Genomic DNA, 26,288 nt, shown 5'->3' with positions numbered 1-26,288 from the left:
TAGCTTTCGGCAAACAAAAAGGGCGACATTACTGTCGCCCTTTCGCATGCTACTTTCTTACGACGCATTCGCCGTGCCAGGAAGCGTTTCCGGAAGCTGGGCGGCAAAACCGCGCAGACCGACAACGTGCACATGCTCATGATTTTGCACGACTTTACGCACCAGTTTGTAGGTGGTGCCTTTTTCCGGGCTGATATTTTCCGGTGCCGCGATAATGAGCTGCATTTCCAGACGTTCGCACAGCTCAAACAGTGTTGCGATAGAGCGGGCGTCCAGACGTGCGGCTTCATCAAGGAACAGCAAGCGGCACGGAGAGATGTCTTTACCGCGCAGGCGACGCGCTTCATCTTCCCAACTCTGCACCACCATCACCAGAATCGACATCCCGGTACCAATCGCTTCACCGGTCGACAATGCACCAGATTCCGCGCGCAGCCAGCCGTCGGAACCACGGTTAACTTCTACTTCCATCTCAAGATAGTTGCGGTAGTCCAGCAACTCTTCGCCGATGGTTTGCGGCGTACGCTGACCCATATCGATTTGCGGATTCAGACGCTGATAAAGTTTCGCCAGTGCTTCCGAGAAGGTCAGGCGGCTGCTGTTAAACAGATCCTGATGCTGCTCGTGCTGCTCAGAAAGCACCGTCAACAATGTGGCATGGGTTTCCCGCACATTCACATTCAGACGCACGCTATTCACCTGGCCGAAGGAGACACTTTGCAGCCCCTGGTTCAGCATACGAATACGGTTCTGCTCGCGCTGAATGGTTTTGCGGATAATATTCGCCACGCTGCGCGAGCTGATCGCCAGCTTCTGTTCACGGGACGTCAGCTCTTCCGTCAGGCGGCTAAGCTCGATCTCCATCTGTTCGATGGCTTCAACCGGATCATCGGTACGAATAATATCCTGGCGGATACGCTCACGCAGATGCTGGTACACCGCGACAAAAAACTGGATCTTACGCTCCGGTCGTTTCGGATCCTCGGAAAGACGCAGCACATCGCGTAAATGTTCGTTATCCGCAACTGCCGGACGCAGAGCACCGAGCGCCTTATCCGACATCGAACGTAATTCATCGGCAGAAAGGTAGGCCAGCTCGCGGCGGTGCAGACGGCGTTCAACACCGCTGTCTTTCACCATGCGCATCACCGCGCACCATCCTGCTTTCGCGGTAACCACCTGTTCACGCATTTCATGGTAATCGCGTTCCAGACGCCGCAATTTACGCGTCAGGTTATCCATCTCCGCTTCGCAGAAGGTGATGGCTTTTTCCAGCTGGTTACGGCGTGCGCGGTTACCGGAGAGCTGTGCATGAAGCTCGTCCCGACGGATACGCGCCCGTTCTTCTGCTCCGCTGTCGGCGCGAACGCCAATGTCCTGCAACTCTTTTTGCAGATCGTTGAGCAGCTCTTTTTTGGTATCGAACGAACTCTTCAGCGAAGCCAGTACCTGGTTGTACTGGCTGTATTGCGCGGCATGGCTACGCATCGCTTCACGCGCTTTGGTGCGCTCCGCTTCTGCCTGTTCCAGGCGCTGGCGCAGTTTTTCGTTGAGATCGTTATTACCGTTAAACATTTCAGCGGCATCGGAGTAGCTGAAGTGCGCACGGCGCTGTACCACTTCCGCCAGGGCGAACGCTTGTTGGCGGGCATCACGCTGCACCTGCTGCGAGATGGCATAATCTGCCTTTAACTGCTCAAACTGTTCCGGATCGCTTTGCAGTACGGAAACAACCGGTTCGAGTTTCGCCAGTTGATTGCCAAACTGCTGAATAAACCGCGCCGCTTCCTGCGCTTCGTCCAGGCGTTCCTGAATTTCATCCACGCGATCGGCAAGGGTATCGTCAGCCAGCAGATTAATACGCGGCAGCAAGCGGTTAAGCTGGGCAACGCCCTCTTTCGCCTGTTCGAACTGCACGCGGTTTTGCTGGTTGTCATTTTCATGGTTACTGATTGCGCGCTCCAGCTCGCCACGGCGGCTGCTGAGAGTGCGAATTTCCGCTTCCGGATCGTCCTCAAAGGCTACCGCCAGGTGGCTACCGATAAAGCGGCTGAATGCCTGATGCAGGCGCTGCGTTTTCTGCACATCAAAAGAGAGGGTGGCAAAACGCTCTGCCAGCGCTTCACGCTCTGCATGCAGGCTTTCGATACGGCTTTCGCGCGCCGCACGGCCAAACAGCGGCAGCGTCGGGAAGCGTGAATAACGCCACTGGCGATCGGCGATTTTCACCACCACCGCTTTTTCCAGCTCATCAACGCTAAACACGCTGTCATCGAAGGATTGCGGGTCCCCTTCGATCAGATAGAGATCTTCCGGGCAGTCTTCCAGACCTTCCAGCATTTCGGCGACCTGCGACAGATCCGGCACCACAATCGCATGACGCGATGGCCCGTATAGCGCGGAGTAATACGGCGCATCGTCAATGCTGACATCGTCATAGATTTCCGACAGCAGTACACCGCCAAAACGCTCCGCCAGCGCATTGAGACGGCCATCTTCGGCACCGCCAGGCTGGCTTAAACGTTCGATTTCATCATCGACAGCGCGTTTACGCGCGCCCACTTCATCGCGTTCAACGATGGCTTCACGCTCACGCTCAAGCAGTTGTTGCAGATACTCTGTCACGTCCTGCCCGGACTCGAACTGCTCACCGCTTTGCTCGCACAGTTGCGTCAGATTGCTCTGCGCCGCCAGCCATATTGGCGCACGTTTGGTCAGCGATTGAATACGAGACTGTAATTGTTCCAGTTCCTGACGCATCGCCATGCGCTGCTCACCAGCGGCGGAAACGTTGTCAGAGAGTGCGGCGATTTGCGCTTCCAGTTCCTGGTGCAGCGCTTCAAGATCGTCTGCGTCATACTGTTTGCCCTGGCGCTTGCAGAACTCAGCCAGCAAACGCTCGGCATCCTGCTGCTCACGCAGACGCTGTTCCAGCTCATTCAGGCGCATACGCAGCGGCTGTACCTGCTCGGCCAGATGGCGCTGGTTAACGCCATCCCGCAGCAGCTCACGCGCCACATCCCAGGCTTCGTTACGCGCCAGCGGGCCGTTAATCGCTGCTACCAGTTGGTACGCCTGCTCGAACTGGCTGTGCGCGGTTTGCGCCACGCTTAATTTCTGATCCAGCGACAGCAGTTTTTCCGTCGCTTCCTGCTCTTTCGCCTGGAAGGTTTCCAGCCATTCGTCGGCGCTTTCCGGCGTCAAATCCGGCAGGTTGCATAACTCTCTTGCTCGCTGTAACGCCTGCAACGCCTGGTTGTACTGAATGGCGCGAGTTTGCTGGACATCCAGCGCTTGCTGGTAATCGGCAAGCTGGCTTTTCAGCTCATCCACTTCAAGCTCGGCGGCTTCCGCGCGGGCTTCGTTCTCTTCCTGACGCTCAGCAGCTTCGGCCACCACTTCATGCTGCTCTTCAAGGCGAACTTGCAATTCGTCGAGATCCGCTTCGTAGCGCTCGATTTTTTCCTGCTGGCGCAGCGCGGTTTGCACCAGATTCAGGTGATCGCTGGCGGCCTGATAGTCGGCCTCCAGATCCCCTTCCGCACCGCTATGCTCGGAGAGTTCGCGCGCCATATCGACATGCTTATACTGCTCTGCCGCCAGTTGCTGGCGCGAGGTAAACAGATCGCGACGAAACTCGAGCGCTTTGTCCAGATGCACCCGCCGTTCGTTGGCGTGGCGCATATAGTCCGCCGCCACATAGTTGGTGGCTTCGCTGATGAGATGCTTAAACAGATCGCGATCCGACTGAGTCACGCGAATCGCTTCCAGCGTCATGCGGTTTTCACGCAGTGCCGCTTCCATATCCTGGAACGCTTTGCGCACGCCGCTGTTTTCCGGCAGCAAATAGTCGCGCAGCGAACGGGTAATGGCGCTGGAGATCCCGCCGTACAGCGAAGCCTCAATCAGACGATAGAACTTGCTACGATCCGAGGCCGAACGTAAACGACGCGCGACAATCCCTAAGTCAAACATCAGCGCATGGTAATCGGTGATGGAGTTGAACTGCTTGAACTGCACCCCTTCCATCGTATCCAGCTTGTCTTTCACTTCCTGCAGAGAAAGCACGCGCGCCTGACGATCATTCAACGTTTCCGTCAACAGCTGCGTTGGCAGCATCGAGGTAGGCAAGCCCTGAATCGCAAACGGTTTGATATCCACTTTGCGGTCGCGACCGGCGACCTGTTGCAAACGCACCCCCACCAGCACGCGCTGATGGCGGGAGTTGATCACATCCAGCACCGAGTAACAGACACCGGCTTTCAATTTACCGTGCAGGCCTTTATCACGCGAACCCGAGGTCGCGCCCGCTTCGGTGGTGTTACGAAAGTGCAGCAGCGTCAAATCCGGAATCAATGCCGTAACAAAAGCGGCCATTGTGGTCGATTTGCCGGCACCGTTGCCCCCGGAGAGTGTTGTCACCAGCTCATCCAGGTCAAACGTACGGGCAAAAAAGCCGTTCCAGTTAATCAGCGTCAGCGAACGAAATTTACCGCGATCAATCATTACTCTTCCTCCGAGCTATCCGGCTGATTATCTTCAGGCTCATCATTGAGCTGCAGATGGTTTTCGACAGGCATCGCTTCACCGTCGCGGATCATGCGCAGCTGCGCTTCACGCGCATCATCGCCCGAGCGCACATCGGCGCCAAAGCGGAACACGGACTCCGTGATACGGAACTTGCTGCTGTCGTTACCCATAAACCAGATCATGCCGAGACGGCGCAGGCGGTTCAGCGAGGAGCGCACCTTTTCCTGCAGTTTTTGTCGGTCAAGATCGGAACCGGTAGAACGGTTATTTACCAGCTTCAGCAGCTTCGCTTCATCCGCCAGCGACATCAGCTCGTCGTACAGCTCCTGCTGGGTGAAGATCCCTTCATTTGCCAGACGCTCCGGGCTGAGATAGAGATAGCAAAGAATTTTACCCACCATCATATCCAGCTCGGAAAGCACTGAGCGCGGGATAAGCGTGGTGGAGCGCGGGCGCAGATAGAAAAAACCTTCCGGTGCGCGGATCAGCTCAACGTTGTAGCGCGCGTAAAACTCTTCCAGATACTCCTGGAAATCCATTAAAAAAGCGTGATTATCCAGCTCGTCGAGGCCGATATGTCGCCCTGAGCGCAATGCGCTGTCCAGTGCCGGAAACAGAGAGTTAGCCAACGCCTGTGCCAGTTTAACCGGCATCACTTGTTCAATATTTGTCGATGACATGCGCCTGTACCTTGGCTCCGTAATCATTAATCGGCTGCCACTTCGGCGGCAGTCCGGTGAAATCTGCTTGCGCTACGCCAAGACGTACCGCCTGATCAACCACGATGCGCGCGATGTCGAAATGACGAACACGCGGATATTGCGCCAGATACTCGCGCGCTACCAGGCCGAGATCCAGCGGCACGCCTTTGGTCTTATAAATTGCCAGTTGCTGCTCAATAAGCGCCGCCAGCTGCTCGCGAATTTCGTTAAACTCTTCGTACTCCAGATCCGGCGGCAACTCACCTGTGACTTCTTCATCACGCAGCGCCATCTCTTCATCACGCATATCCAGCAGCCTGTCGGCGCTGGCGTAGGTTAACGCCCACGGCGCATCGAAATAGGATTGTACCGACTGACGCAAACGCTGGGCAAAGACGCGGTTCTTATCCATATCGATAGCGGTACGGATAAATTTGTGTACGTGGCGATCGTAACCAATCCACAGATCGATGGCCTGCTGGCCCCAGCTCACAATCCGATCCAGCTTACTTTGCAGGTTGAAGACCAGTTGATCGAGGAACTCGAGATCATCGCGCCCAAGGGTCGCATCCTGAATGCTCAACAGGTTGGTCTGCAATTTATCCCCGGCGGCATCGAGCGTATCCTGCAGTTCGCGTAACGTACCGGAGGTTTCAGACAGCAGCAATTCACAACTGGAGATGGCCGCGCGCCAGTCTTTATTCAGCAGTTGTGCAATATCATCTTTGACCTGTTGCTGCTGTTCATCCATCAGGCGCTGAGTCAGATCGATGCTGTCAAAAATCTCCGCGACCGAGTATTTCAGCGGTGCGTAAACATTGCGATGCCAGTGAAATTCGTCTCCGCCTTCCTGTGCCGCGTCTGCGGCGCGTTTTAACTCGCTGGCCACAATGGAAAGCTGCATAGAAAGACGCAGCGTGGAGAACTCGCGCTGGCGAATGTAGTAATCAGTAATGCCAATGCCCAGCGGCGTCAGACGGTAGATGGCATTGCCCTCCACCAGCTCACTGGTAAAGCGATTTAACAAACGCTGGCGCACCAGGTCGTTTATGGCGTTATTCGCGCGCTGAGTAATGGTTTCACTGGTTTGCTCGAACGCATCGCTCACATGGCGAAAGGCATCGACCAGTTCACCTTCGTTCATTTCCCCATCCAGACGCTCACCATTGAGCGTGGCGATGGCCAGCAAAAAAGAGAGCCTGTCGACCGGCAGCGAGATGGAGAAATCATTTTTCCTGGCCCAGGCAACCAGTTCGGGGACTGTCTGGGAAAATTCACTCATCGTTTGTCCTTTCATCGATTTGCGGCTTAAGCGCGGTCACGTGAATATAGCGGCCAAGGCTAATATAGGGTTCCTGGCGGCAATAGCGTGTTTCCAGTTCAAGTAACGCGTCAAAGCAGTCATGCTGCTGGTGTTTTTCGCGCAGATAATCGTGAAACACGCGCACACCCGTTTTGCCCGTTATCTGCCAGCCAATCTGTTCGAGCCAGCCATAAACATCCGCAGGAGCACGCGGAAAATCCGGGGAAAGGGTACGTTTTTTGCGCTTCGGCATACCGACTTTCACATAGTCAAAATTTCCTGCCACCATGTTGTGCATCAGCAAGCCGTCGGCATTGTAAAACATTAATGACAACGCGCCGCCGGGGCGTAACACCGACCACAATATTTGCAATACAGGAACCGGTTCTGCGACCCATTCCAGCACAGCATGGAACAATATCAGATCAACTGGCGATTCCAAATGCTGAGCAACGTCCTGAACGGCGCATTGTATAAAATGCATGTTACCGCTCACACCTTTCTCTTCTGCCGCCGCCTGGGCACGTGTGATCATCGCTTTCGACACATCACAGAGCGTGACGTGATGACCCAACTGCGCCATGCGAATCGCCGTCTGGCCTTCACCGCCGCCAGCATCCAGCACACGCAATGGCTGGTTGCCCATCCGGGCCAACAGTGCCTCAAGATCCTGCCACAGAATCGCCTGACGTAGCTGACCTTTAGTCGTGCCGTAGATGTTGCGCGAGAACTTCTCGGCAATATCGTCGAAATTGCGATCCTTCATGGGTGCTCCACGCTCCTGGCAAAACCGCTATTTTGTCACAGCCGTGCCGATAATGAACCCATCTGGTGTAAGATCGGCGCAAAAGGCCTGCTATATGGTCAAAAAGGAGACGGATACGGTGCTTTTTACTCTCAAAAAATACATCGGCGGCCTGATGCTGCCTCTGCCTTTTTTGCTTTTGCTGATCGGGCTGGGCGTTGCGCTGATCTGGTTTAGCCGCTGGCAGAAAACCGGCAAAGTCCTTATCAGCGTCGGGTGGCTGGTTTTATTGCTGTTAAGTATGCAGCCCGTTGCCGATCGCTTTTTAAAACCGATTGAAGACACCTATCCCACCTGGCGCGGTACGCAGCCGGTAAAATACATCGTGATTCTCGGTGGTGGTTATACCTGGAACGATGCGTGGGCACCGAGTTCAAACCTGATTAATAACAGCCTGCCGCGTCTGACGGAGGGCATTCGTCTGTGGCAGGCCAACCCTGGTTCGAAAATGATCTTTACCGGTGCGGCGGCGCAAACCAACCCGGTCAGCACCGCGGAAGCTGGCGCACGCGTCGCTGAAAGCCTGGGCGTGCCGCGCAGCGCCATCATAACGCTGGATCAACCGAAAGATACCGAGCGGGAAGCGCTCGCAGTGAAACAGGCGATTGGCGATGCGCCTTTCCTGCTGGTGACTTCAGCGTCTCATCTGCCACGCGCAATGATTTTCTTCCAGCATGCTGGCCTGCATCCATTGCCCGCGCCGGCAAACCAGCTGGCAATTGCCTCACCGCTTAATCCGTGGGAACGCATTATCCCATCCCCGGTGTGGCTGATGCACAGCGACCGGGTGGGTTATGAAACGTTAGGGCGTCTCTGGCAGTGGCTGAAAGGCAGCTCAGACCAGCCAGGGGAGTAGGGATTTCGAGGCAAGATCGAAGGTAGCGCGGTTAAACCGTCCGGTATTCACCAACTGCGCCACTTCATCCCATAACAGGTAGAGCCAGCGCCGCCACAGGAAGGATTCCGCAACCGGCGCGCGCTGGATATAATGCCAGAGCAATCCTTCTGCCTGCGCACCTTCCACCAGCCGGAACAGTTCATATTCGCGCGGCGCCCAGAGCATAATGCCAGGCCCAACCATTGCCAGTAACTGGTCGCTGCGGGCATCCTTCAACATACTGCGCAAGTTAAAGCTGCCATGCACCAGCACACAGTTATCGTTAAAACCATCAAACAGCGCGGGCAGGCACTCGCGAGTACGAAACAGCACGCGCTTATCCTGCATCGTCAACCCGGTATTGTGATACTGGTTGAGCGTGGTCCACAGCACTTCCACGCGCTGGCGATACCAGGAAGGCCAGATATTTTCCTGGGTACTGTCAACGGTGCCAACGCAACCGTGGCTATCCTGGCGGTGCCAGAAAAGTAATGCCTCAACGATTTGATCTTTGAGCTGCTCCCAGCGCTCAGGCGTACGCGCTGGCGCTTCAACCGGTACGCCGCGCAGGCGTTCGATGAGCAGCACATCCGGCCCCGGATGCTCTTCATGCGTCATGACACCATAAACAACTGGCATGCGAACAGCCCCGCCGCGCGCCAGCATTGATATCTTCCAGGCTAACTGTCGCGCAATGCCAGGCGTTGAGAAGCTTCGTGCCAGCAGCGGCATCGGATTACCCTGGCTGTCATACAGCGCCCAGAGTGCGGAATCCGGCTTTTCGCTGACGCACTCCATGCGGCTCAGTTTTTCACCCAACAGATGACTCAGTTCAGCGCGCAGTTGTTCCATAGCAGATTGCCCTCACAAAGATGACTGCTTTTATAATGAGCGCCGATAGCATAGATGTCATCCTGATGAGATCAAAACAGCATAAGAATTTCGCCGGCCAGCGGCAAATCCCCTCCGGCTGGAGGGGATGGAGGGATTAACGCAGCTCCTGACGGACGCGCGCCAGATCTTCCGGGGTATCCACACCGGTGCCCGGCACCACACTGGCAACGGCAACGTGGATTTTCTCGCCGTACCAGAGCACACGCAGTTGCTCCAGCATCTCTATCTGCTCAAGCGGGCTGGTTTGCCAGCTGACATAACGGCGGATAAAACCGGCGCGATAGCCATAAATGCCGATATGGCGCAGGAAGGTATCGCCAATCGTCTCGCGAGATTGTGCGAAACGGTCGCGATCCCAGGGGATCGTGGCGCGGGAGAAGTAGAGCGCGTAACCCTCGGCGTCCATCACCACTTTCACCGCGTTCGGGTTGAACGCCTCTTCCGCGCTGTGAATCGGTACCGCCAGCGTTGCCATTCCAACATCACGCGCGGCAAGATTTTCTGCCACCTGGCGAATAATCGCCGGAGGGATCATGGGTTCATCACCCTGCACATTGACGATGACGGTATCGTCGCTGAAACCGCATTTTTCCACGACTTCGGCAAGGCGTTCAGTGCCGGACTGATGATCGGCGCGAGTCATACAGACTTCACCGCCAACCGCCTGGACCGCATGCATCACCTCTTCGTTGTCCGTCGCCACGATAATACGCTCAGCGCCGGATTCACGGGCGCGCTCCAGCACATGCACCACCATGGGCTTACCGTTAATGTCGACTAAAGGTTTGCCGGGCAAGCGAGTGGAAGCATAACGCGCGGGAATGATAACAACGAAACTCATGGCCGGCTCTCTTCGGCAGTTAATGAACGTGCTTCGGTTTCCAGTAATACCGGAATACCGTCCCGCACCGGATAGGCGAGGCTGTCGATTTTGCAGATTAGTTCTTGTTTATCCTGGGTGTAATTCAGTTTGCCGTTACACACCGGGCAGGCAATAATTTCAAGTAAACGGTGATCCATCTTTCCTCCTGATACACCGATAATTAACGGTTTAAGCTTATCATATTCATTTCTTACGCCGCGTCTATTTCCAGCCCGGCGCGGCATGCGGCAAATAACCCCGCAGGCAGTCGCGAGAACGTGACCCGCGACGCCCCCTGCCAGCGGGCAAAGTCGGTAATCGCGCCTAGCAACCCCTTTTCCAGCGAATGCCCGGGTTTAACGCCATCTTCCAGATACAGGGCAATAATCTCCAGTATGCCCGCTTTACGGTGCATTTTTGCATCCATGCGCCCCACCAGTCGCCCACGATGCAACAATGGCAACACAAAATAGCCAAATTGCCGTTTAGGGGCCGGGGTATAGCACTCCAGACGGTAGCTAAAATCGAACAGTTGTTCGGCCCGTTTACGATCCCAGACTACGGGATCAAACGGTGAAAGCACCGCGCTGTGAGTAGCGACAAGTTTGCCAGCTTGCGCCTGTTCAAACAGCGGCAATAAGGAGGCATGCAGCCAGGCCGGACCTATGTTTTCGACATTGACGGGATAAATGGTTCCCGCATCCTGCATCTTCTCCAGCACTAACGGTAATGCTACGTTCCGCAAGCGGTAGTAATCCGCCAGCCACTGGGCGCGAAACAGCCCTAAACTGCGGGCGCTGTTTTCCAGCATCTGGTACTCCGCAGCATCCTGTGAGAGCAGATCGCGAGCATCATCCCAGTGCGGCACAACACGCTGCGTTAAATCATAAACACGCTGAAAATTGCGACGTTCCACCACCATCACTTTTCCGGCCGTAAATAGCCCTTCCAGATGCCGCTTATGCGGCTTCCACTCCCACCAGCCGCTGGCACCTTTACGTGGATGTTCAAAATCTGCCGAACGCACCGGACCATTTTGCGCAATATGTGCAATGAGCTGCTCTATTTCCGCCGTATGTTCCTGCATCCACGCTTCGCGATACTTCCAGCCCATTTTATCTGGCGCCAGCATGCGATGGCGCACCAGCGCAAAATCTTCACGCGGCAGAAAACAGGCTTCATGCGCCCAGTACTCCATCAGGTCACCGTTGCGTAGCGCGTCATCAAGCCAGTGCTGCGGGTAGTGCCCAAGGCGGCTAAAAAGCACCAGATAAGGGCTGCGGGCAACAATATTGATGGTGTCAATTTGCAGCAGCGACATGCGCTGAATAGTGGAGAGAATATCGCCCGGTTTTGCCCGACGGGAAGGTTTACGTAATAGCCCCTGGGCTGCGAGATGCAGATGACGGGCAGCAGTCAACGAAAGTTGTGGCACGGACATGGAGGTTCCTGTTTATCTAACAGGGCGCAGCCGATGCAACAACCGTCAGCGCGCCAGAGTGAACAATTCCTGTAGTAATTTTTGCGCCAGCTCACCCTCGAGCTGTGCGTCTACAGGCAAATACCACCAGTTATCCTCAGCAAATGACCGACACTTTACCGCGTCTTTTTCGGTCATCACCAGTGTCTGCCCCGGTTTCACCAGTGGCTTTACCTCATGCAGCGATAACGCCTGATGATCGGCAAGCGCTACCGTCTTTTGCAGCGTTGCACCACACTCGGTGAGAGTAGCAAAGAAACGCGGCGGATGGCCGATTCCTGCCATCGCAACGATATTGGTCAGTGTGTGAACGTCACGGCGTTCGCCGGTACGCAGATTAACAGCCAGTCCAGGGCGCAAACGCATCGGGATCTCTTCCGCTCTGGCTACACCGCCGTTGGTAATGATGGCATCCACACTTTTTAAACGCGACGCCCGCTCACGCATCGGCCCTGCGGGCAACCACCAGCCATTGCCAAAACGCCTGACGCCATCAACAACGACAATTTCCTTATCACGCGCCAGCTTATAATGTTGCAAACCGTCATCCGTAATGATCAGTTGTACCGGGTATTGCGCAAGAATCGCACTGACGGCGTCGCTTCTGACGGGAGAAACCGCAACCGGCGCGCCAGTGCGTTGATAAATCAGTACCGGTTCATCCCCGGCCTGAGCCGTAGTGGTTTCGGGTGTCAGCACGAGCGGGTAACGATCCGCTTTACCACCGTAGCCACGCGACACCACGCCAACACGTATGCCACGCTGCTGTAGTTGCTCCACCAACCAGATGACAACAGGCGTTTTACCGTTGCCGCCTGCCGTCAGATTGCCAACGACCACAACAGGAACCGGTGCACGCCAGGATTTTTTTAAACCAATGCGATAGGCGAAACGAATGGCACCGCTCACCAGGCCGTAAAGCCAGGAGAGCGGTAGCAACAGCAGCCACAGCGGGGATTCACCGGACCAGATGCGTGCAATCATTCGCCAAACTGCATTTTGTGAAGCTGAGCATAGACCCCATGTTGTTCCAGCAGATCCGCATGGGTGCCACGTTCAACGATACGGCCATCTTCCACCACCACAATTTCGTCGGCCTGTTCGATGGTCGACAAACGGTGAGCAATCACCATTGAGGTACGGTTCTTTTGCAGCTCGTTCAGTGCGGCCTGAATGGCTCGTTCAGATTCGGTATCGAGCGCCGAGGTCGCTTCATCAAGAATGAGGATCGGGCTGTCGCGCAGCAGCGCGCGGGCAATCGCGATGCGCTGGCGCTGACCGCCTGAAAGCAGCACGCCGTTTTCCCCAATCACCGTATCCAGCCCTTCATCCATCTTATTGATAAAGTCGTAGGCATAGGCCATTTTCGCTGCTTGCTCAATCTCTTCGCGGCTGTACTGTTCGGTACGTGCGTAAGCGATGTTATTGGCAACCGTATCATTAAACAGATGTACGTTTTGCGACACCAGCGCAACCTGGTCACGCAACGACGTGAGCTTATATTCACGTAAGTCGTGACCATCCATCAGGATCTGGCCTTCCTCGACGTCATAAAAACGCGTGATCAAGCTTGCCAGCGTCGATTTACCAGAGCCAGAACGCCCTACCAGTGCGACGGTTTTGCCCGCCGGAATCGTCAGGTTGATATTGCGCAAAGCTGGCGTTTCACGCCCCGGATAGGTGAAGGTCACGTTGCGAAACTCAATATCACCGCGCGCACGTTCAATCACCCGCGTGCCTTCGTCTTTTTCTTGCTCGCTATCCAGAATCGCAAACAGTGTCTGGCATGCCGCCATACCACGCTGGAACTGAGCATTGACGTTAGTCAGGGATTTCAACGGGCGCATAAGCGCGATCATCGAAGAAAAGACGACGGTGATGGTACCCGCACTCAAGGTGGACATTACGCTTGGAAAACTGGCGGCATACAGCACAAACGCCAGCGCCAGTGACGCAATAAGCTGGATAACTGGATCGGAAATAGACGATGCCGAGACCATTTTCATGCCCTGCAAACGCATCTTGTTGCTGACTTTATCAAAACGGCTGGTTTCTACTTCCTGGCCACCAAACATCAGCACTTCTTTATGCCCTTTCAGCATCTGCTCCGCACTGGTGGTCACCTGCCCCATCGTGTTTTGCATATTTTTACTGATGTTACGAAAGCGTTTGGAAACCACGCGAATCGCTATCGAAACGATCGGCGCCAGCACAATGAGAATCAACGAGAGCTGCCAACTGTACCAGAACATCATGATAAACAAGCCGATGATCGATGCCCCCTCACGCACAACAGTAATCAATGCGCCGGAGGACGAGGAAGCGACCTGTTCAGAATCATAGGTAATACGCGAAAGTAAAGTGCCTGTAGATTGCTTATCAAAAAATGAGACCGGCATGCCCATCATATGGCTGAACAGGCGACGGCGCATGGTCATCACCACCTTTCCGGAAACCCAGGAAATGCAGTAACTGGAGATGTAGCTGGTGATGCCTCGCAGGATCATCAGCCCAATAACCACCAGCGGCATCCACAGCAGCACAGAGCGGTCGGTTTTACCAAAACCATCATCCAGTAACGGTTTGAGCAGCGATAACATAAAGGTATCGCTGGCTGCGTTGAGGATTAACGCTATCCCCGACACGATCAGACCCGCTTTGAAAGGCGCAATAGTTGGCCATAATCGGCGGAATGTCTGCCACGTGGAGAGATCTTTGTCGTTATGCATTCAAAAAACCAGCACTTGTTGAAATAGCCGCATATTCTACCCGTTATCACTGGGGACGCCAAACCACTGATGATACCAACGCGGTAAAAGTTGATCTCGTAAGCTATGGATTTCCCAGCCCTGTGGCGTAAACGATACCGTTAACTGCCCTTGATGTGGTGTGTCGTACCAGCGATACCCCTGTTCACGGTAGCGGTCGATCACCTTTATCGAGGGAAATCGCCAGGCGTTGTAACGCGACGCCGACGCCAGTGCTGCTTCGCCGCCAATTCGCTGCACAAACGGCAGCGATGATGAACTATTGCTTCCATGATGAGGCACTTGCACTAGTGTAGACTGCAAATGCGTCCAGTAGTGGCTCAGCATCGCCATCTCACCTGCCGCTTCAATATCGCCTGTGAGCAGGAAGCTGTGTTGACCGTCATCGACTCTGACTACGCAAGAACGGTTGTTTCCTTTCGTCCCGGTACCGCTTAGCGGCCAATGAACGGTAAATGTTAATCCCTGCCATTGCCATTGCTGACCACGAAAGCATGGTTGATGTGCAGCCCAACCCAGTGGGCTACGGATCCATAATGCCGGCCAGGTTTCCAGCAAGGAGTCCAGACCCCCGCGATGATCCAGATGTTCATGACTCAAAATAACGCCTTCGGGCTGCAAAGCATGCCAACGCAGCCATGGAATAATCAACTGTTGTCCACTATCGCCGCCCGGCCATGCGACGCCAGTGTCATAAAGTATCGCTTTGCCATTACGTTCAATCACCATTGCCAAGCCCTGCCCGACGTCCAGCATATGCACTGCCCACTCCCCCTGCCGTTCATTGCGCCAGAACGGCAGAGTAAGCAATGTCAGACATACCAGACACAGCGCCGGTACGTTCGGCCATAAATGCAAACGCCAAACGATCAGCGCCAGCCACGGCAACCAGGCCAGCCACTGCCAGCGCATATCCACATTAAGCCAACCGGCAGGTAGCCAGTGCAGAAAAGCAAACAGGAAATCCAGTGTCTTATCTGCAAGGTACCAGCAAGCCAATTCCCCCGTCACAGGACCAATCAAGTGCAGCAACATTCCCAGTAAAATGAGCGGTACGGTAATAAACGTTACCAACGGAATAGCCAATAAATTTGCAGCTAGTGAACTCAGACTTATGCCGTGGAAAATTGATAACTGCACAGGAAGCAGCAATAACGTCATCCCTACTTGTAGATGAAGCAAATTGATACTGCCCTGGACCAGCTTAGTATGTTGTTTTATAGAAGCTGGTAGCCATTGATACCAAAACAGCAGCGCGGCTACTGCGAAAGCGGACAGCCACAGACTGGTTGATAGCACGGCGAGGGGATCGGTGAATAAGATAGCGGCAATGCAACAAAGCCATACTTGCCAGGGTGACCACAATCGCCCGGATAGCCGTAACGCGGCCCAGACGCTAAGAGAAATAGCGGTACGCAATGCAGGAGGCTGTAGACCAGTCAGACAGGCGTAGCTTATTGCAAACCCTACGCCAGTAAGTAAGGGTAAACGCCAGCCAATCCAGCCGCCGGGAAAGAAAAATTGCACACCACGAACAACCAGCCAGCCCAACATTGCCGCCAGAGCAATATGTAGCCCTGATATCGCCATTAAATGCGCCGTACCGGTTTGCCGCATGATCTCTTTGACACTGGCATCCAACGTTGCGCGTTCGCCCATTCCTAACGCCACTATCACCTGCCGCCATGGGTACTTAATCAGCGTTTCGGTTAATGATTGCAGGTAGCGCGCGCGCCATGTGCACTGGGGGTCGCTCAGACGGGCATCCATAAAACGGCCACTTAGCGGCTGATGGGAAGTTATTGCATAACGCTGCGAGTCGAAGCCCCCATCATTCAGTTGCCCGTGGACGGCACGTGCTCTAATTGTCATTATCCATCGCTGGCCAGTACAAACTGGCTCCGGCAAATACTGGCCATAGAAGCTTATTCCTGCTGACGGAAACAGGCGTTTACCGTCCAGACGAGTGATTTTGCCCCAGTGCCGGGTCATATGATCCGTATCGGTAATTACCACTTCTGCCTGGTGATTCGCTCCAGGTAGATGCTCGCCAGGCCAGACTGCCTGCATTGCTGACAGCACTCCCCATGCGAATGCAAATAATGTGGCTGCGCAATAACGAAACAGGCGAGAACGAAAACACGCAAACAGACATCCGATGGCAATCAGAAACCACACATACCCTGGAGTTGGTAGTGAAGGCATCCACTGTAATGGCAAAATGCCAATTATCAGGCATATAGCTAATGCCGGTAACGTCATGCATACCTCCTTGTTGCGTGGAGAGTATGCCGGCTGTCGCCAGGACTTTCTGTTTGGAATAGCTGTTTTGCGATACAGGCTGGTGGCTTTCGACGCTCTTACAGGGCATCTGCAAAATTGTGCGAAGTAGCTTCAGAAATAAAGAGGTCAGAGAAACAAAAAAAGCACCCACAGGTGCTTTTTTCGTCGAAGTGAATTTCAGCGTGTAGCTAAAAATTACTCATAAATATTGGCGCGGTCGCGTAATTCTTTACCCGGTTTAAAGTGTGGAACGTATTTTCCTTCCAGATCCACTTTATCGCCTGTTTTCGGGTTACGCCCGGTGCGAGGTGCACGATAGTGCAGAGAAAAACTGCCGAAACCGCGGATCTCAATGCGCTCGCCCTGGGCAAGAGTAGAGGCCATATGCTCCAGCATCTCTTTTACAGCATCTTCCACAGCTTTAGCCGGAATATGCGACTGCTGGCTTGCAAGTCTTTCAATCAATTCTGACTTGGTCATGATTCCTCCGGTTTCCTTCAACGCAAAATTAGCTTTACTAGCTTTAACAAGGGCGGCCGTAGCCGCCCTTTGTCATTGATTACAGGACGAATCCTGTGATCTGTCAAGTAACTCATCATCGTTCACGCTGCAGCCGTGTGACTTACGTCCTGGTACAGCGTAAAGAATTCAGAGCGCTTGATATTACTCGCCTTTCGCTGCTTTGAAAGCTTCAGCCATAGCGTTAGAGAAGTTGCCTTCTTCCTGTTTGTTGTTAACAGAAGCGATTGCATCTTTCTCGTCAGCTTCGTCTTTCGCACGAACAGACAGGCTAACTACGCGGTTTTTACGATCAACACCGGTGAATTTAGCTTCAACATCGTCGCCAACATTCAGAACCAGAGTTGCGTCTTCAACGCGGTCACGGGAAGCTTCAGAAGCGCGCAGGTAACCTTCAACGCCGTCAGCCAGTTCTACGGTCGCGCCTTTAGCGTCAACAGCAGTAACTTTACCGTTTACGATTGCGCCTTTCTTATTCAGTGCAACGTAGTTGTTGAACGGATCTTCGGCGAGCTGTTTAACGCCCAGAGAGATACGCTCACGCTCTGCGTCAACCTGCAGAACAACGGCTGCGATTTCGTCGCCTTTTTTGTATTCACGAACGGCTTCTTCGCCTGCAACGTTCCAGGAGATGTCAGACAGGTGAACCAGGCCATCGATACCGCCGTCCAGGCCGATGAAGATACCAAAGTCAGTGATAGACTTGATTTTACCTTCAACGCGGTCGCCCTTGTTGTGGGTTTCTGCGAACTGCTGCCACGGGTTGGATTTGCACTGTTTCAGGCCCAGGGAGATACGACGACGTTCTTCGTCGATATCCAGAACCATAACTTCCACTACGTCGCCAACGTTAACAACTTTGGACGGGTGGATGTTTTTGTTGGTCCAATCCATTTCGGAAACGTGAACCAGGCCTTCAACGCCTTCTTCGATTTCAACGAAGCAGCCGTAGTCGGTCAGGTTGGTCACGCGACCAGTCAGCTTGGTGCCTTCCGGGTAACGTTTAGCGATAGCTACCCACGGATCTTCGCCCAGCTGTTTCAGGCCCAGGGAAACACGAGTACGTTCGCGGTCGAATTTCAGCACTTTAACAGTGATTTCGTCGCCAACGTTTACGATTTCGCTCGGATGCTTAACGCGTTTCCATGCCATATCAGTGATGTGCAGCAGGCCGTCAACGCCACCCAGATCAACGAATGCACCGTAGTCAGTGAGGTTCTTAACGATACCTTTAACTTCCATGCCTTCCTGCAGGTTTTCCAGCAGCTGATCGCGCTCTGCGCTGTTTTCGGATTCGATAACCGCACGACGTGAAACAACAACGTTGTTACGTTTCTGGTCCAGCTTGATTACTTTGAATTCAAGCTCTTTGCCTTCCAGGTGCAGAGTGTCACGGACCGGACGAACGTCTACCAGGGAACCCGGCAGGAACGCGCGAATACCGTTCAGCTCAACAGTGAAGCCGCCCTTGACTTTGCCGTTGATAACACCGGTAACAGTTTCAGCGTCTTCGTAAGCTTTTTCCAGCGTGATCCAAGCTTCGTGACGTTTAGCTTTTTCACGGGACAGCAGGGTTTCACCGAAGCCGTCTTCTACTGCATCCAGGGCAACGTCAACTTCGTCACCAACCTGGATTTCCAGCTCGCCCTGGGCGTTTTTGAACTGCTCTGCCGGAATGGCGGACTCAGATTTCAGACCGGCGTCAACCAGAACTACGTCTTTGTCGATAGCAACAACAACACCACGAACGATAGAACCCGGGCGGGTTTCGATTTCTTTCAGGGACTCTTCAAAGAGTTGAGCAAAAGATTCAGTCATATTGATAATCTTCAGGATTCTTCAATTTAACGTCCACCTGGCTTCATGCCGGATGGGGTTGTTTCACATGCCTGCTCACATTCCATTGCAGCAGGTACTACGAATTCGGTCGCTTATGCGAGAGCCAATTTTTGGCGAGCATATTGTAGCGCTTTCTCAATCACTTGCTCAATACTTAAACTGGTTGAATCCAGTACTAAAGCATCGGCAGCGGGAACCAGCGGTGCAACAGGACGGTTTCGATCGCGATCGTCACGTTCCTTTATCTCGGCCAAAAGGCGTTCAAAGTTAACACTAAAGCCCTTCTCCTGCAACTGTAGCATGCGCCGATGCGCACGCTCTTCAGAAGAAGCGTCAAGGAAAATTTTTACCGGCGCATCAGGAAAAACCACTGTCCCCATATCACGCCCATCGGCGATAAGTCCCGGCGCGTCACGGAATGCGCGCTGGCGACGCAATAACGCTTCACGCACTCGCGGAAACGCCGCAATCTGCGAGGCTGCATTTGCCACGTCCTGAGTACGGATTTCGCTGCTGACATCTTCGCCTTCCAGAATGACTTCCAGATGGCCATTTGTTGACACGAAACGCACATCCAGGTGCGCTGCCAGCGGAACCAAAACATCTTCGGAAGAAACATCGACATGGTGATGCAGCGCAGCGAGCGCCAGAACACGATAAATTGCGCCTGAATCCAACAGATGCCATTGCAACGCTTCCGCCATTGCCTTGCAAAGCGTGCCTTTACCCGCGCCGCTTGGCCCATCAATGGTAATTACCGGGGCAATTGCCGTCATCTTTCTCTCCTTAATCAAGGCATATCGTTACATAACCGCGCGCATTATACGCGCCAATGTCCACAACCGTTACTGTTGCGTGCGAATAACCGAAGAGGATGCAGCTGAGTGTAGAATAATTGCGCGGGAAGCGGGCTGATTTACACCAGCCCGCAAGAGGGGAAGTTATGCCAGCGTACTAATATGGGCTAATTGCTCGAAATAGTCCGGGAAGGTCTTCGCTGTACATTTCGGATCAAGAATGGTGACCGGCGTATCAGACAGCGCCACCAGCGAGAAACACATCGCCATACGGTGGTCGTTATAAGTTGCGATTTCCGCAAGCTGCAGCCTGGCAGGCGGTGTCACGCGAATATAGTCTTCGCCCTCTTCCACTTCGGCCCCGACTTTACGCAACTCTGTCGCCATCGCGAACAAGCGATCGGTCTCTTTTACGCGCCAGTTATAGATATTACGCAGAGTGGTCGTGCCTTTGGCAAACAGCGCTGCCGTCGCGATGGTCATTGCCGCATCGGGAATGTGGTTCATATCCATATCGATGGCGTTCAACTCACCACGGGTGCAGGCAATATAATCATCGCCCCAGACCACGGTCGCGCCCATTTTTTCCAGCACATCAGCAAAGCGAATATCGCCCTGCACGCTGTTACGGCCTATACCGGTCACTTTCACCGTACCGCCTTTGATTGCTCCGGCCGCGAGAAAATAAGAAGCAGAAGACGCATCACCCTCGACCAGATAATGGCCTGGAGACTGGTATAGCTGCGCACCGCGCACAACAAAGCGTTGATATTGCTGGTTTTCAACCTCAACGCCAAAGGTCTTCATCAGATGCAGTGTGATATCAATATACGGTTTGGATACCAGGTCACCTTTGATAGTGATAACCGTGTCGTTGGGTGCCAACGGGGCTGCCATTAGCAATGCGGTTAAAAACTGGCTGGAAACGCTGCCATCGACACTCACTTCACCACCTGTAAAGCCACCGCGCAAATGCAGTGGCGGATAATTTTCCTGCTCAAGATAATCAACCTTTGCCCCGCCCTGACGAAGCGCATCAACCAGATGGCCAATCGGACGCTCTTTCATGCGCGGCTCGCCAGTCAGCACAATATTGTTTTCGCCAAGACACAGCGCGGCGGCCAACGGACGCATGGCAGTTCCTGCGTTACCCAGAAACAGCTCCAGTTTTTCTGCTGAATGCAGCGGGCCACCAACCCCCGTCACTTCACAACGGGTACGATCGGCAGACAACGTGTAATGAACTCCCAGCGCGCTGAGGGCATTGAGCATGTGGCGCACATCATCACTGTCCAGCAAGTTAGTCAGAACAGTCGTGCCACGAGCGAATGCGGCCAGCAACAAGGCGCGGTTGGAGACACTCTTTGAACCAGGCAGATTGATGGTGCCATCTACTCGCGCGATGGGTTGTAACGTCAGGGATTCCATGAAACTTCACTCTCAACTAACAGAATAAAACCCCCGCAGTGAAACTACGGGGGTACGTCAAAACAGTGCGATTAACCGTGGCGGCGTTCGAAATCGACCATGAAATCAGTGAGCGCCTGTACGCCAGCTAACGGCATCGCATTATAGATAGAGGCGCGCATCCCGCCGACAACACGGTGACCTTTCAGCGCGTGTAGACCCGCAGCGAACGACTCCTCCAGGAAGACTTTATCGAGCGCGCTATCTGCCAGCTGGAACGGCACATTCATGCGCGAGCGGTTCGCTTTCGCCACATCGTTGCGGTAGAAATCGCTGCTGTCGATCACGCCGTACAACAGATCGGCTTTTTGCTGGTTGATTTTGTCCATCGCTGCCACACCGCCCTGTTTTTTCAGCCACTTAAACACCAGCCCAGAGAGATACCAGGCAAAGGTCGGAGGCGTGTTAAACATCGAGTCGTTTTCGTTCAGCACGGTGTAATCAAGGATCGACGGGCAAGCCTGATGCGCTTTACCCAGCAGATCTTCGCGCACAATCACCAGCGTCAAACCCGCCGGGCCGATATTTTTCTGCGCGCCTGCGTAGATCACGCCAAAACGGCTTACGTCAATCTGACGAGAGAGAATAGTCGAGGAAAAGTCAGCGGCGACAACCACATCACCAAAGTCCGGTGTTTCATCGATCGCGATACCGTCGATCGTTTCGTTCGGACAGTAGTGCAGATAGGCCGCATTATCGCTCAGTTGCCAGTCGCGCATCGGTTTCACCGCGCGCAGACCATCAACAGTGATTTTGGCGTCAATAACGTTCGGTGAGCAGTATTTTTTCGCTTCTTTTACCGCGCTCGCCGCCCAGTAGCCCGCATCAACGTAGTCAGCGGTGGTTTTATCGCCCAGCAAGTTCAACGGAATAGCCGCGAACTGGCCGCGACCGCCGCCGTGACAGAACAGAACCTTATAGTTAGAGGGAATATTCAGCAGGTCGCGAAAATCCTTTTCTGCTTCTTCCGCCACGTGGATAAACTCTTTACCACGATGGCTAATTTCCATCACCGACGTTCCAAGACCTTGCCAGTCGCACAGCTCTTGTTGCGCTTGTTTGAGCACATCCGCCGGTAATACTGCCGGGCCAGAACTAAAATTAAAGACCTGAGTCATTTCCCCTCACCACGCTATAAAGCAATAAGTTATTCCTGTGACATCGGTTTTATCATTCAGCGCTACGCGCCGCAACGGGTAATGGGTGCCAGCGGCAAGATGTGCGCTAACTCACATAGCAGAAAGTTTTGTTTGCTCACCCTAGACCCGATAAAAACGCTGTTATGTCACGCGAACAGCCCGGCTTGCCTTCGACCATTCCGGATTTGCACAACGCGGACAAGATTGCTTTTCCCCTTTATGCATGGCGACAATTTTACTGCAGCGGACACAAACATAATCCCCCGCTTCGGGAACCGTTGTGAAACGCTCACTGCAACCTTCAGGCAAAATACATAACCCGGGTTTCACCTCATCGTCCGGGAAGTAATAAACGCTGATTTGACCGTTGGTTTCCATTATTGCCAGACGAATCTGTCCGAGTTGTTCCACGCCATTTAAACGTAGCTCCATAAAGAACTCGAACTCGGTCATGTTCGCCGCATGCACCTTTTCCCAGGCCAGTTCGCCATTCTCAACAATGACAACCGGTTTGCCTTCCAGCAAATCTTCCAGCTTTTCGCTGTGCGACATCAGCCACATCACAAACCGGTAGAGCAACGCTAAAGTGATAAAAACCACCAGCACCGGCAGCATGGGAACATCGTCGTAAAAAGCGACATCCCCGGCCGCCGATCCCAGAGTCAGGATTATCAGCACCTCAAACAGGGACATCTGGCGTACGCCGCGTCGTCCGGTGATTTTGAGAAATAAAAAGACCAAAACAAAGGTATAGACACTACGCAGTGCGACTTCCCCGAGAAACTCAAGAGGGACCTTGTCGAGCGCCATGCGATGCAGATCAAACGCTTTCATTTTTTATGCCTGAACAGTCGTTACTTTTCTTAATCATAGCCATAAGTTTTATTTTCGTCGGTCAGACGTGGAAGATAGCGTCAGTCACGCAAAACCCGTATCATTGCGCGCTTTACGTACGAAAAAAGTGACCGCCATGACTCAAACATTTATTCCCGGCAAAGACGCCGCGCTGGAAGATTCCATCGCTCGCTTCCAGCAAAAGCTCACCGATCTCGGTTTTAACATCGAAGAGGCCTCATGGCTGAATCCGGTGCCAAACGTCTGGTCAGTGCATATTCGCGATAAAGAGTGCGCGCTGTGCTTCACCAACGGTAAAGGTGCGACCAAAAAAGCCGCGCTGGCCTCTGCGCTGGGCGAGTATTTCGAGCGTCTGTCCACCAACTACTTCTTCGCTGATTTCTGGCTGGGTGATGCTATCGCTCAGAGCCCGTTCGTTCATTATCCGAATGAGAAATGGTTCCCGCTGCCGGAAGATGATTCTCTGCCGGAAGGCATTCTGGATGCGCGTCTGCGCGCCTACTACGATCCGCAGAACGAACTGGCCGCCGGGATGCTCGTTGATCTGCAATCCGGCAATGATGAGCGCGGTATCTGTGCCCTGCCGTTTACCCGCCAGTCTGATGAGCAGACGGTTTATATCCCGATGAATATCGTCGGCAACTTATATGTTTCTAACGGCATGTCCGCCGGGAACACACGCAATGAAGCCCGCGTGCAGGGGCTGTCAGAAGTGTTCGAACGCCATATTAAAAATCGCATTATTGCCGAGAGCATCAGCCTGCCAGAAATTCCGCAGGATGTGCTGGCACGCTACCCGGGCGTTGTCGAAGCGATTGCCAAACTGGAAGCGGAAGGTTTCCCGATCTTCGCTTACGACGGTTCCCTGGGCGGTAAATACCCGGTTATCTGTGTTGTCCTGTTCAACCCGGCCAACGGCACCTGTTTTGCCTCTTTTGGCGCGCACCCTGATTTCGGTGTGGCGCTCGAGCGTACTGTTACCGAGCTGCTGCAAGGCCGCGGGTTGAAAGATCTGGATGTCTTCACACCGCCAACCTTTGATGATGAAGAAGTGGCCGAGCATGCCAACCTCGAGACGCACTTTATCGACTCCAGCGGTTTGATCTCCTGGGATCTGTTCAAGCAGGATGCGGATTATCCGTTTGTTGACTGGAGCTTCGCAGGCACGACGGAAGAAGAGTTCGCCACACTCATGGCTATCTTTAAGGCAGAAGATAAAGAAGTCTATATTGCCGATTATGAGCATCTGGGTGTTTACGCCTGCCGTATTCTGGTGCCTGGCATGTCCGATATTTATCCGGCCGAAGATCTGTGGCTGGCGAACAACACCATGGGCAGCCATTTGCGCGAAACAATTCTCTCTTTGCCTGGCAGTGAATGGGAAAAAGAGGAGTACCTCAGCCTTATCGCGCAGCTTGATGACGAAGGTCATGATGACTTCACCCGCGTTCGCGAGCTGTTGGGTCTGGCGACCGGTAAAGACAATGGCTGGTACACGCTGCGCATTGGTGAACTAAAAGCGATGCTGGCGCTGGCAGGCGGCGATTTGGATCAGGCATTAGCCTGGACTGAATGGACGATGGAATTCAATGCCTCGATCTTTAGCGCCGAACGGGCCAACTACTACCGCTGTCTGCAGACATTATTATTACTGGCGCAGGAAGAGGAGCGCGAGCCGCTGCAATACCTGAATGCATTCGTACGTATGTATGGTGCGCAAGCGGTTGAAGCCGCCAGCGCCGCATTAAGCGGTGAAGCGCCGTTCTACGACCTGCAACCGGCAGACGGTTCCCTGCAGGCATTCCCGGCGCATCAGTCGCTGTTAGCGGCTTACGAAAAATTACAACGAGCCAAACGGGCATTCTGGTCGAAATAACGACAAGTAGCACGACAATATGTAGGCTTAATGAGTGGTCTACGCTATATTACGGGGCAATTTCATTGCCCCGTTTTATTTATTTTTTGGCAATGACTGCCATATGTAATATTAAAGTTAAATATGGGTAAATATAATTATCCACTCCAACTAATATTGTTACTTCTTATGGCAATTACTCCATTTTAATTAACTGTTTTTTGGGAGGTCACATAAAAAATTTCAACTCATTTTGCAATTTTTAAACTTTATTTTTATTTTGATAATCAACAATTTACTCCGCATTCGTAGAAAAACAACGCTCTTTGCGGTCCTATAAGCCAGGCGAGATATGATCCATATCAAATTCTCTTCTATAATGCTTTGTTAGTATCTCGTCGCCGACTTAATAAAGAGAGAGTTAGTGTGAAAGCTGACAACCCTTTTGATCTTATTCTTCCAGCCGAGATGGCCAAAGTTGCCGAAGAAGCTGGTGTCTATAAAGCGACTAAACATCCGCTTAAGACTTTCTATCTTGCGATTACCGCAGGTGTGTTTATCTCCATTGCTTTCGTTTTCTACATCACCGCCACTACAGGTTCCGGTGCAATGCCGTATGGTATTGCTAAACTGATCGGTGGTGTCTGCTTCTCCCTGGGGCTGATTCTTTGCATCATTTGCGGTGCAGATCTCTTTACTTCAACCGTACTGATTGTCGTGGCTAAAGCCAGTGGACGTATTACCTGGGGGCAACTGGCCCGCAACTGGATTAACGTCTATGTCGGCAACCTGGTGGGTGCGCTGCTGTTTGTGTTGTTAATGTGGTTGTCTGGCGAGTACATGGTCGCCAACGGCGGCTGGGGCTTAAACGTGCTACAAACCGCAGACCATAAAGTACACCACACATTTATTGAAGCCGTGGCGCTGGGCATTCTGGCTAACCTGATGGTTTGTATGGCCGTGTGGATGAGTTATTCCGGTCGCAGCCTGATGGATAAAGCCATGATTATGGTTCTGCCGGTGGCGATGTTTGTTGCCAGCGGTTTTGAACACAGTATCGCGAATATGTTTATGATCCCGATGGGTATTGTAATTCGCAACTTTGCAAGCCCGGAGTTCTGGACCGCTGTAGGTTCCAGCCCGGAAAATTTCTCACACCTGACCATTATGAATTTCATCACTGATAACCTGATCCCCGTAACAATCGGGAATATCATCGGTGGAGGATTATTAGTCGGGTTGACATACTGGGTCATTTACCTGCGTGGCAACGATCATCATTAATGGTTGTTCCAGGCAGTAAATAAAAAATCC

General features: G+C 53.3%; 20 protein-coding genes. 3 read left to right on the top strand and 17 right to left on the bottom strand.

Annotated features, from left to right (window positions below; all coding sequences use genetic code 11):
• Positions 1–57: 57 nt before the first annotated feature.
• From mukB to cmoM, 4 genes are read right to left on the bottom strand one after another with little or no spacing between them, the layout of a single operon-like run.
• Positions 58–4,506, bottom strand: a complete 4,449-nt coding sequence (mukB, locus tag H650_RS22210; RefSeq protein WP_020457246.1) for a chromosome partition protein MukB — start codon at positions 4,504–4,506, stop codon at positions 58–60.
• On the bottom strand, positions 4,506–5,210 hold the full coding sequence (mukE, locus tag H650_RS22205; protein WP_017456199.1) for a chromosome partition protein MukE: 705 nt from the start codon (positions 5,208–5,210) through the stop codon (positions 4,506–4,508). The genes mukB and mukE overlap by 1 nt, the downstream gene beginning before the upstream one ends.
• Entirely contained in the window at positions 5,191–6,513 is a 1,323-nt protein-coding gene (gene mukF / locus H650_RS22200; protein ID WP_020457245.1) for a chromosome partition protein MukF, read from the bottom strand. Before mukF ends, mukE begins: the two co-directional genes overlap by 20 nt.
• Positions 6,506–7,300 carry a tRNA uridine 5-oxyacetic acid(34) methyltransferase CmoM gene (gene cmoM, locus H650_RS22195; RefSeq protein WP_020457244.1) on the bottom strand — a complete coding sequence of 265 codons (795 nt, stop codon included), beginning with the start codon at positions 7,298–7,300 and terminating at the stop codon, positions 6,506–6,508. Before cmoM ends, mukF begins: the two co-directional genes overlap by 8 nt.
• 118 nt (positions 7,301–7,418) lie before the next feature.
• Here cmoM and elyC point away from each other — a divergent pair, with 118 nt between their 5' ends.
• A complete protein-coding gene (gene elyC, locus H650_RS22190) occupies positions 7,419–8,195 on the top strand; it encodes an envelope biogenesis factor ElyC (RefSeq protein ID WP_044489823.1) in 777 nt (258 codons plus the stop codon).
• Here elyC and H650_RS22185 read toward each other — a convergent pair.
• The 13 genes from H650_RS22185 to H650_RS22125 form a co-directional block, all read right to left on the bottom strand.
• Positions 8,175–9,068, bottom strand: a complete 894-nt coding sequence (locus tag H650_RS22185; RefSeq protein WP_020457242.1) for a YcbJ family phosphotransferase — start codon at positions 9,066–9,068, stop codon at positions 8,175–8,177. The genes elyC and H650_RS22185 overlap by 21 nt on opposite strands.
• Positions 9,069–9,204: 136 nt before the next feature.
• The gene (gene kdsB / locus H650_RS22180) at positions 9,205–9,951 is read right to left on the bottom strand and encodes a 3-deoxy-manno-octulosonate cytidylyltransferase (RefSeq protein ID WP_017456194.1); all 747 of its coding nucleotides are present in this window, start codon (positions 9,949–9,951) and stop codon (positions 9,205–9,207) included.
• Positions 9,948–10,130 carry a protein YcaR gene (gene ycaR, locus H650_RS22175; protein ID WP_020457241.1) on the bottom strand — a complete coding sequence of 61 codons (183 nt, stop codon included), beginning with the start codon at positions 10,128–10,130 and terminating at the stop codon, positions 9,948–9,950. Before ycaR ends, kdsB begins: the two co-directional genes overlap by 4 nt.
• A gap of 53 nt (positions 10,131–10,183) precedes the next feature.
• On the bottom strand, positions 10,184–11,413 hold the full coding sequence (locus H650_RS22170) for a winged helix-turn-helix domain-containing protein (protein ID WP_020457240.1): 1,230 nt from the start codon (positions 11,411–11,413) through the stop codon (positions 10,184–10,186).
• A gap of 45 nt (positions 11,414–11,458) precedes the next feature.
• Complete coding sequence (gene lpxK / locus H650_RS22165; RefSeq protein WP_020457239.1) at positions 11,459–12,436, bottom strand: tetraacyldisaccharide 4'-kinase; 978 nt, start codon at positions 12,434–12,436, stop codon at positions 11,459–11,461.
• Positions 12,433–14,181, bottom strand: a complete 1,749-nt coding sequence (gene msbA / locus H650_RS22160) for a lipid A ABC transporter ATP-binding protein/permease MsbA (protein ID WP_020457238.1) — start codon at positions 14,179–14,181, stop codon at positions 12,433–12,435. Before msbA ends, lpxK begins: the two co-directional genes overlap by 4 nt.
• A 36-nt stretch (positions 14,182–14,217) precedes the next feature.
• On the bottom strand, positions 14,218–16,482 hold the full coding sequence (locus H650_RS22155; RefSeq protein ID WP_044489604.1) for a ComEC family protein: 2,265 nt from the start codon (positions 16,480–16,482) through the stop codon (positions 14,218–14,220).
• Positions 16,483–16,698: 216 nt separating this feature from the next.
• A complete protein-coding gene (ihfB, locus tag H650_RS22150; RefSeq protein ID WP_007374142.1) occupies positions 16,699–16,983 on the bottom strand; it encodes an integration host factor subunit beta in 285 nt (94 codons plus the stop codon).
• 183 nt (positions 16,984–17,166) lie between these two features.
• Entirely contained in the window at positions 17,167–18,840 is a 1,674-nt protein-coding gene (rpsA, locus tag H650_RS22145; RefSeq protein ID WP_017456188.1) for a 30S ribosomal protein S1, read from the bottom strand.
• 113 nt (positions 18,841–18,953) lie between these two features.
• Positions 18,954–19,637 carry a (d)CMP kinase gene (cmk, locus tag H650_RS22140; protein ID WP_017456187.1) on the bottom strand — a complete coding sequence of 228 codons (684 nt, stop codon included), beginning with the start codon at positions 19,635–19,637 and terminating at the stop codon, positions 18,954–18,956.
• A gap of 165 nt (positions 19,638–19,802) precedes the next feature.
• A complete protein-coding gene (gene aroA / locus H650_RS22135; RefSeq protein WP_020457236.1) occupies positions 19,803–21,086 on the bottom strand; it encodes a 3-phosphoshikimate 1-carboxyvinyltransferase in 1,284 nt (427 codons plus the stop codon).
• 71 nt (positions 21,087–21,157) lie between these two features.
• Positions 21,158–22,243: a 3-phosphoserine/phosphohydroxythreonine transaminase gene (serC, locus tag H650_RS22130; protein ID WP_020457235.1), complete on the bottom strand. Its 1,086-nt coding sequence runs from the start codon at positions 22,241–22,243 to the stop codon at positions 21,158–21,160.
• 162 nt (positions 22,244–22,405) lie between these two features.
• On the bottom strand, positions 22,406–23,098 hold the full coding sequence (locus H650_RS22125) for a DUF421 domain-containing protein (protein ID WP_020457234.1): 693 nt from the start codon (positions 23,096–23,098) through the stop codon (positions 22,406–22,408).
• A gap of 136 nt (positions 23,099–23,234) precedes the next feature.
• On the opposite strand from H650_RS22125, the gene ycaO reads away from it, so the two are divergent.
• Both ycaO and focA read left to right on the top strand, forming a co-directional pair.
• Positions 23,235–24,995, top strand: coding sequence for a 30S ribosomal protein S12 methylthiotransferase accessory factor YcaO (gene ycaO / locus H650_RS22120; protein WP_044489822.1), 1,761 nt, complete (start codon positions 23,235–23,237; stop codon positions 24,993–24,995).
• A 405-nt stretch (positions 24,996–25,400) separates the two neighbouring features.
• Positions 25,401–26,258, top strand: coding sequence for a formate transporter FocA (focA, locus tag H650_RS25805; RefSeq protein WP_020457232.1), 858 nt, complete (start codon positions 25,401–25,403; stop codon positions 26,256–26,258).
• Positions 26,259–26,288 lie beyond the last annotated feature (30 nt).

The organism is Enterobacter sp. R4-368 (genome assembly GCF_000410515.1).
Taxonomy (GTDB): domain Bacteria; phylum Pseudomonadota; class Gammaproteobacteria; order Enterobacterales; family Enterobacteriaceae; genus Kosakonia.
This window is presented reverse-complemented; position numbering and strand designations above follow the sequence as displayed.

Bases quoted from the DNA above. Each gene is read 5' to 3' on its own strand.
- lpxK (WP_020457239.1), bottom strand. From the start codon at position 12,436: ATGATTGCACGCATCTGGTCCGGTGAATCCCCGCTGTGGCTGCTGTTG.
- serC (WP_020457235.1), bottom strand. From the start codon at position 22,243: ATGACTCAGGTCTTTAATTTTAGTTCTGGCCCGGCAGTATTACCGGCG.
- H650_RS22185 (WP_020457242.1), bottom strand. From the start codon at position 9,068: ATGGAACAACTGCGCGCTGAACTGAGTCATCTGTTGGGTGAAAAACTG.
- cmk (WP_017456187.1), bottom strand. From the start codon at position 19,637: ATGACGGCAATTGCCCCGGTAATTACCATTGATGGGCCAAGCGGCGCG.
- H650_RS22170 (WP_020457240.1), bottom strand. From the start codon at position 11,413: ATGTCCGTGCCACAACTTTCGTTGACTGCTGCCCGTCATCTGCATCTC.
- rpsA (WP_017456188.1), bottom strand. From the start codon at position 18,840: ATGACTGAATCTTTTGCTCAACTCTTTGAAGAGTCCCTGAAAGAAATC.
- cmoM (WP_020457244.1), bottom strand. From the start codon at position 7,300: ATGAAGGATCGCAATTTCGACGATATTGCCGAGAAGTTCTCGCGCAAC.
- H650_RS22155 (WP_044489604.1), bottom strand. From the start codon at position 16,482: ATGACGTTACCGGCATTAGCTATATGCCTGATAATTGGCATTTTGCCA.
- mukF (WP_020457245.1), bottom strand. From the start codon at position 6,513: ATGAGTGAATTTTCCCAGACAGTCCCCGAACTGGTTGCCTGGGCCAGG.
- ycaO (WP_044489822.1), top strand. From the start codon at position 23,235: ATGACTCAAACATTTATTCCCGGCAAAGACGCCGCGCTGGAAGATTCC.
- msbA (WP_020457238.1), bottom strand. From the start codon at position 14,181: ATGCATAACGACAAAGATCTCTCCACGTGGCAGACATTCCGCCGATTA.
- H650_RS22125 (WP_020457234.1), bottom strand. From the start codon at position 23,098: ATGAAAGCGTTTGATCTGCATCGCATGGCGCTCGACAAGGTCCCTCTT.
- ycaR (WP_020457241.1), bottom strand. From the start codon at position 10,130: ATGGATCACCGTTTACTTGAAATTATTGCCTGCCCGGTGTGTAACGGC.
- mukE (WP_017456199.1), bottom strand. From the start codon at position 5,210: ATGTCATCGACAAATATTGAACAAGTGATGCCGGTTAAACTGGCACAG.
- mukB (WP_020457246.1), bottom strand. From the start codon at position 4,506: ATGATTGATCGCGGTAAATTTCGTTCGCTGACGCTGATTAACTGGAAC.
- ihfB (WP_007374142.1), bottom strand. From the start codon at position 16,983: ATGACCAAGTCAGAATTGATTGAAAGACTTGCAAGCCAGCAGTCGCAT.
- kdsB (WP_017456194.1), bottom strand. From the start codon at position 9,951: ATGAGTTTCGTTGTTATCATTCCCGCGCGTTATGCTTCCACTCGCTTG.
- aroA (WP_020457236.1), bottom strand. From the start codon at position 21,086: ATGGAATCCCTGACGTTACAACCCATCGCGCGAGTAGATGGCACCATC.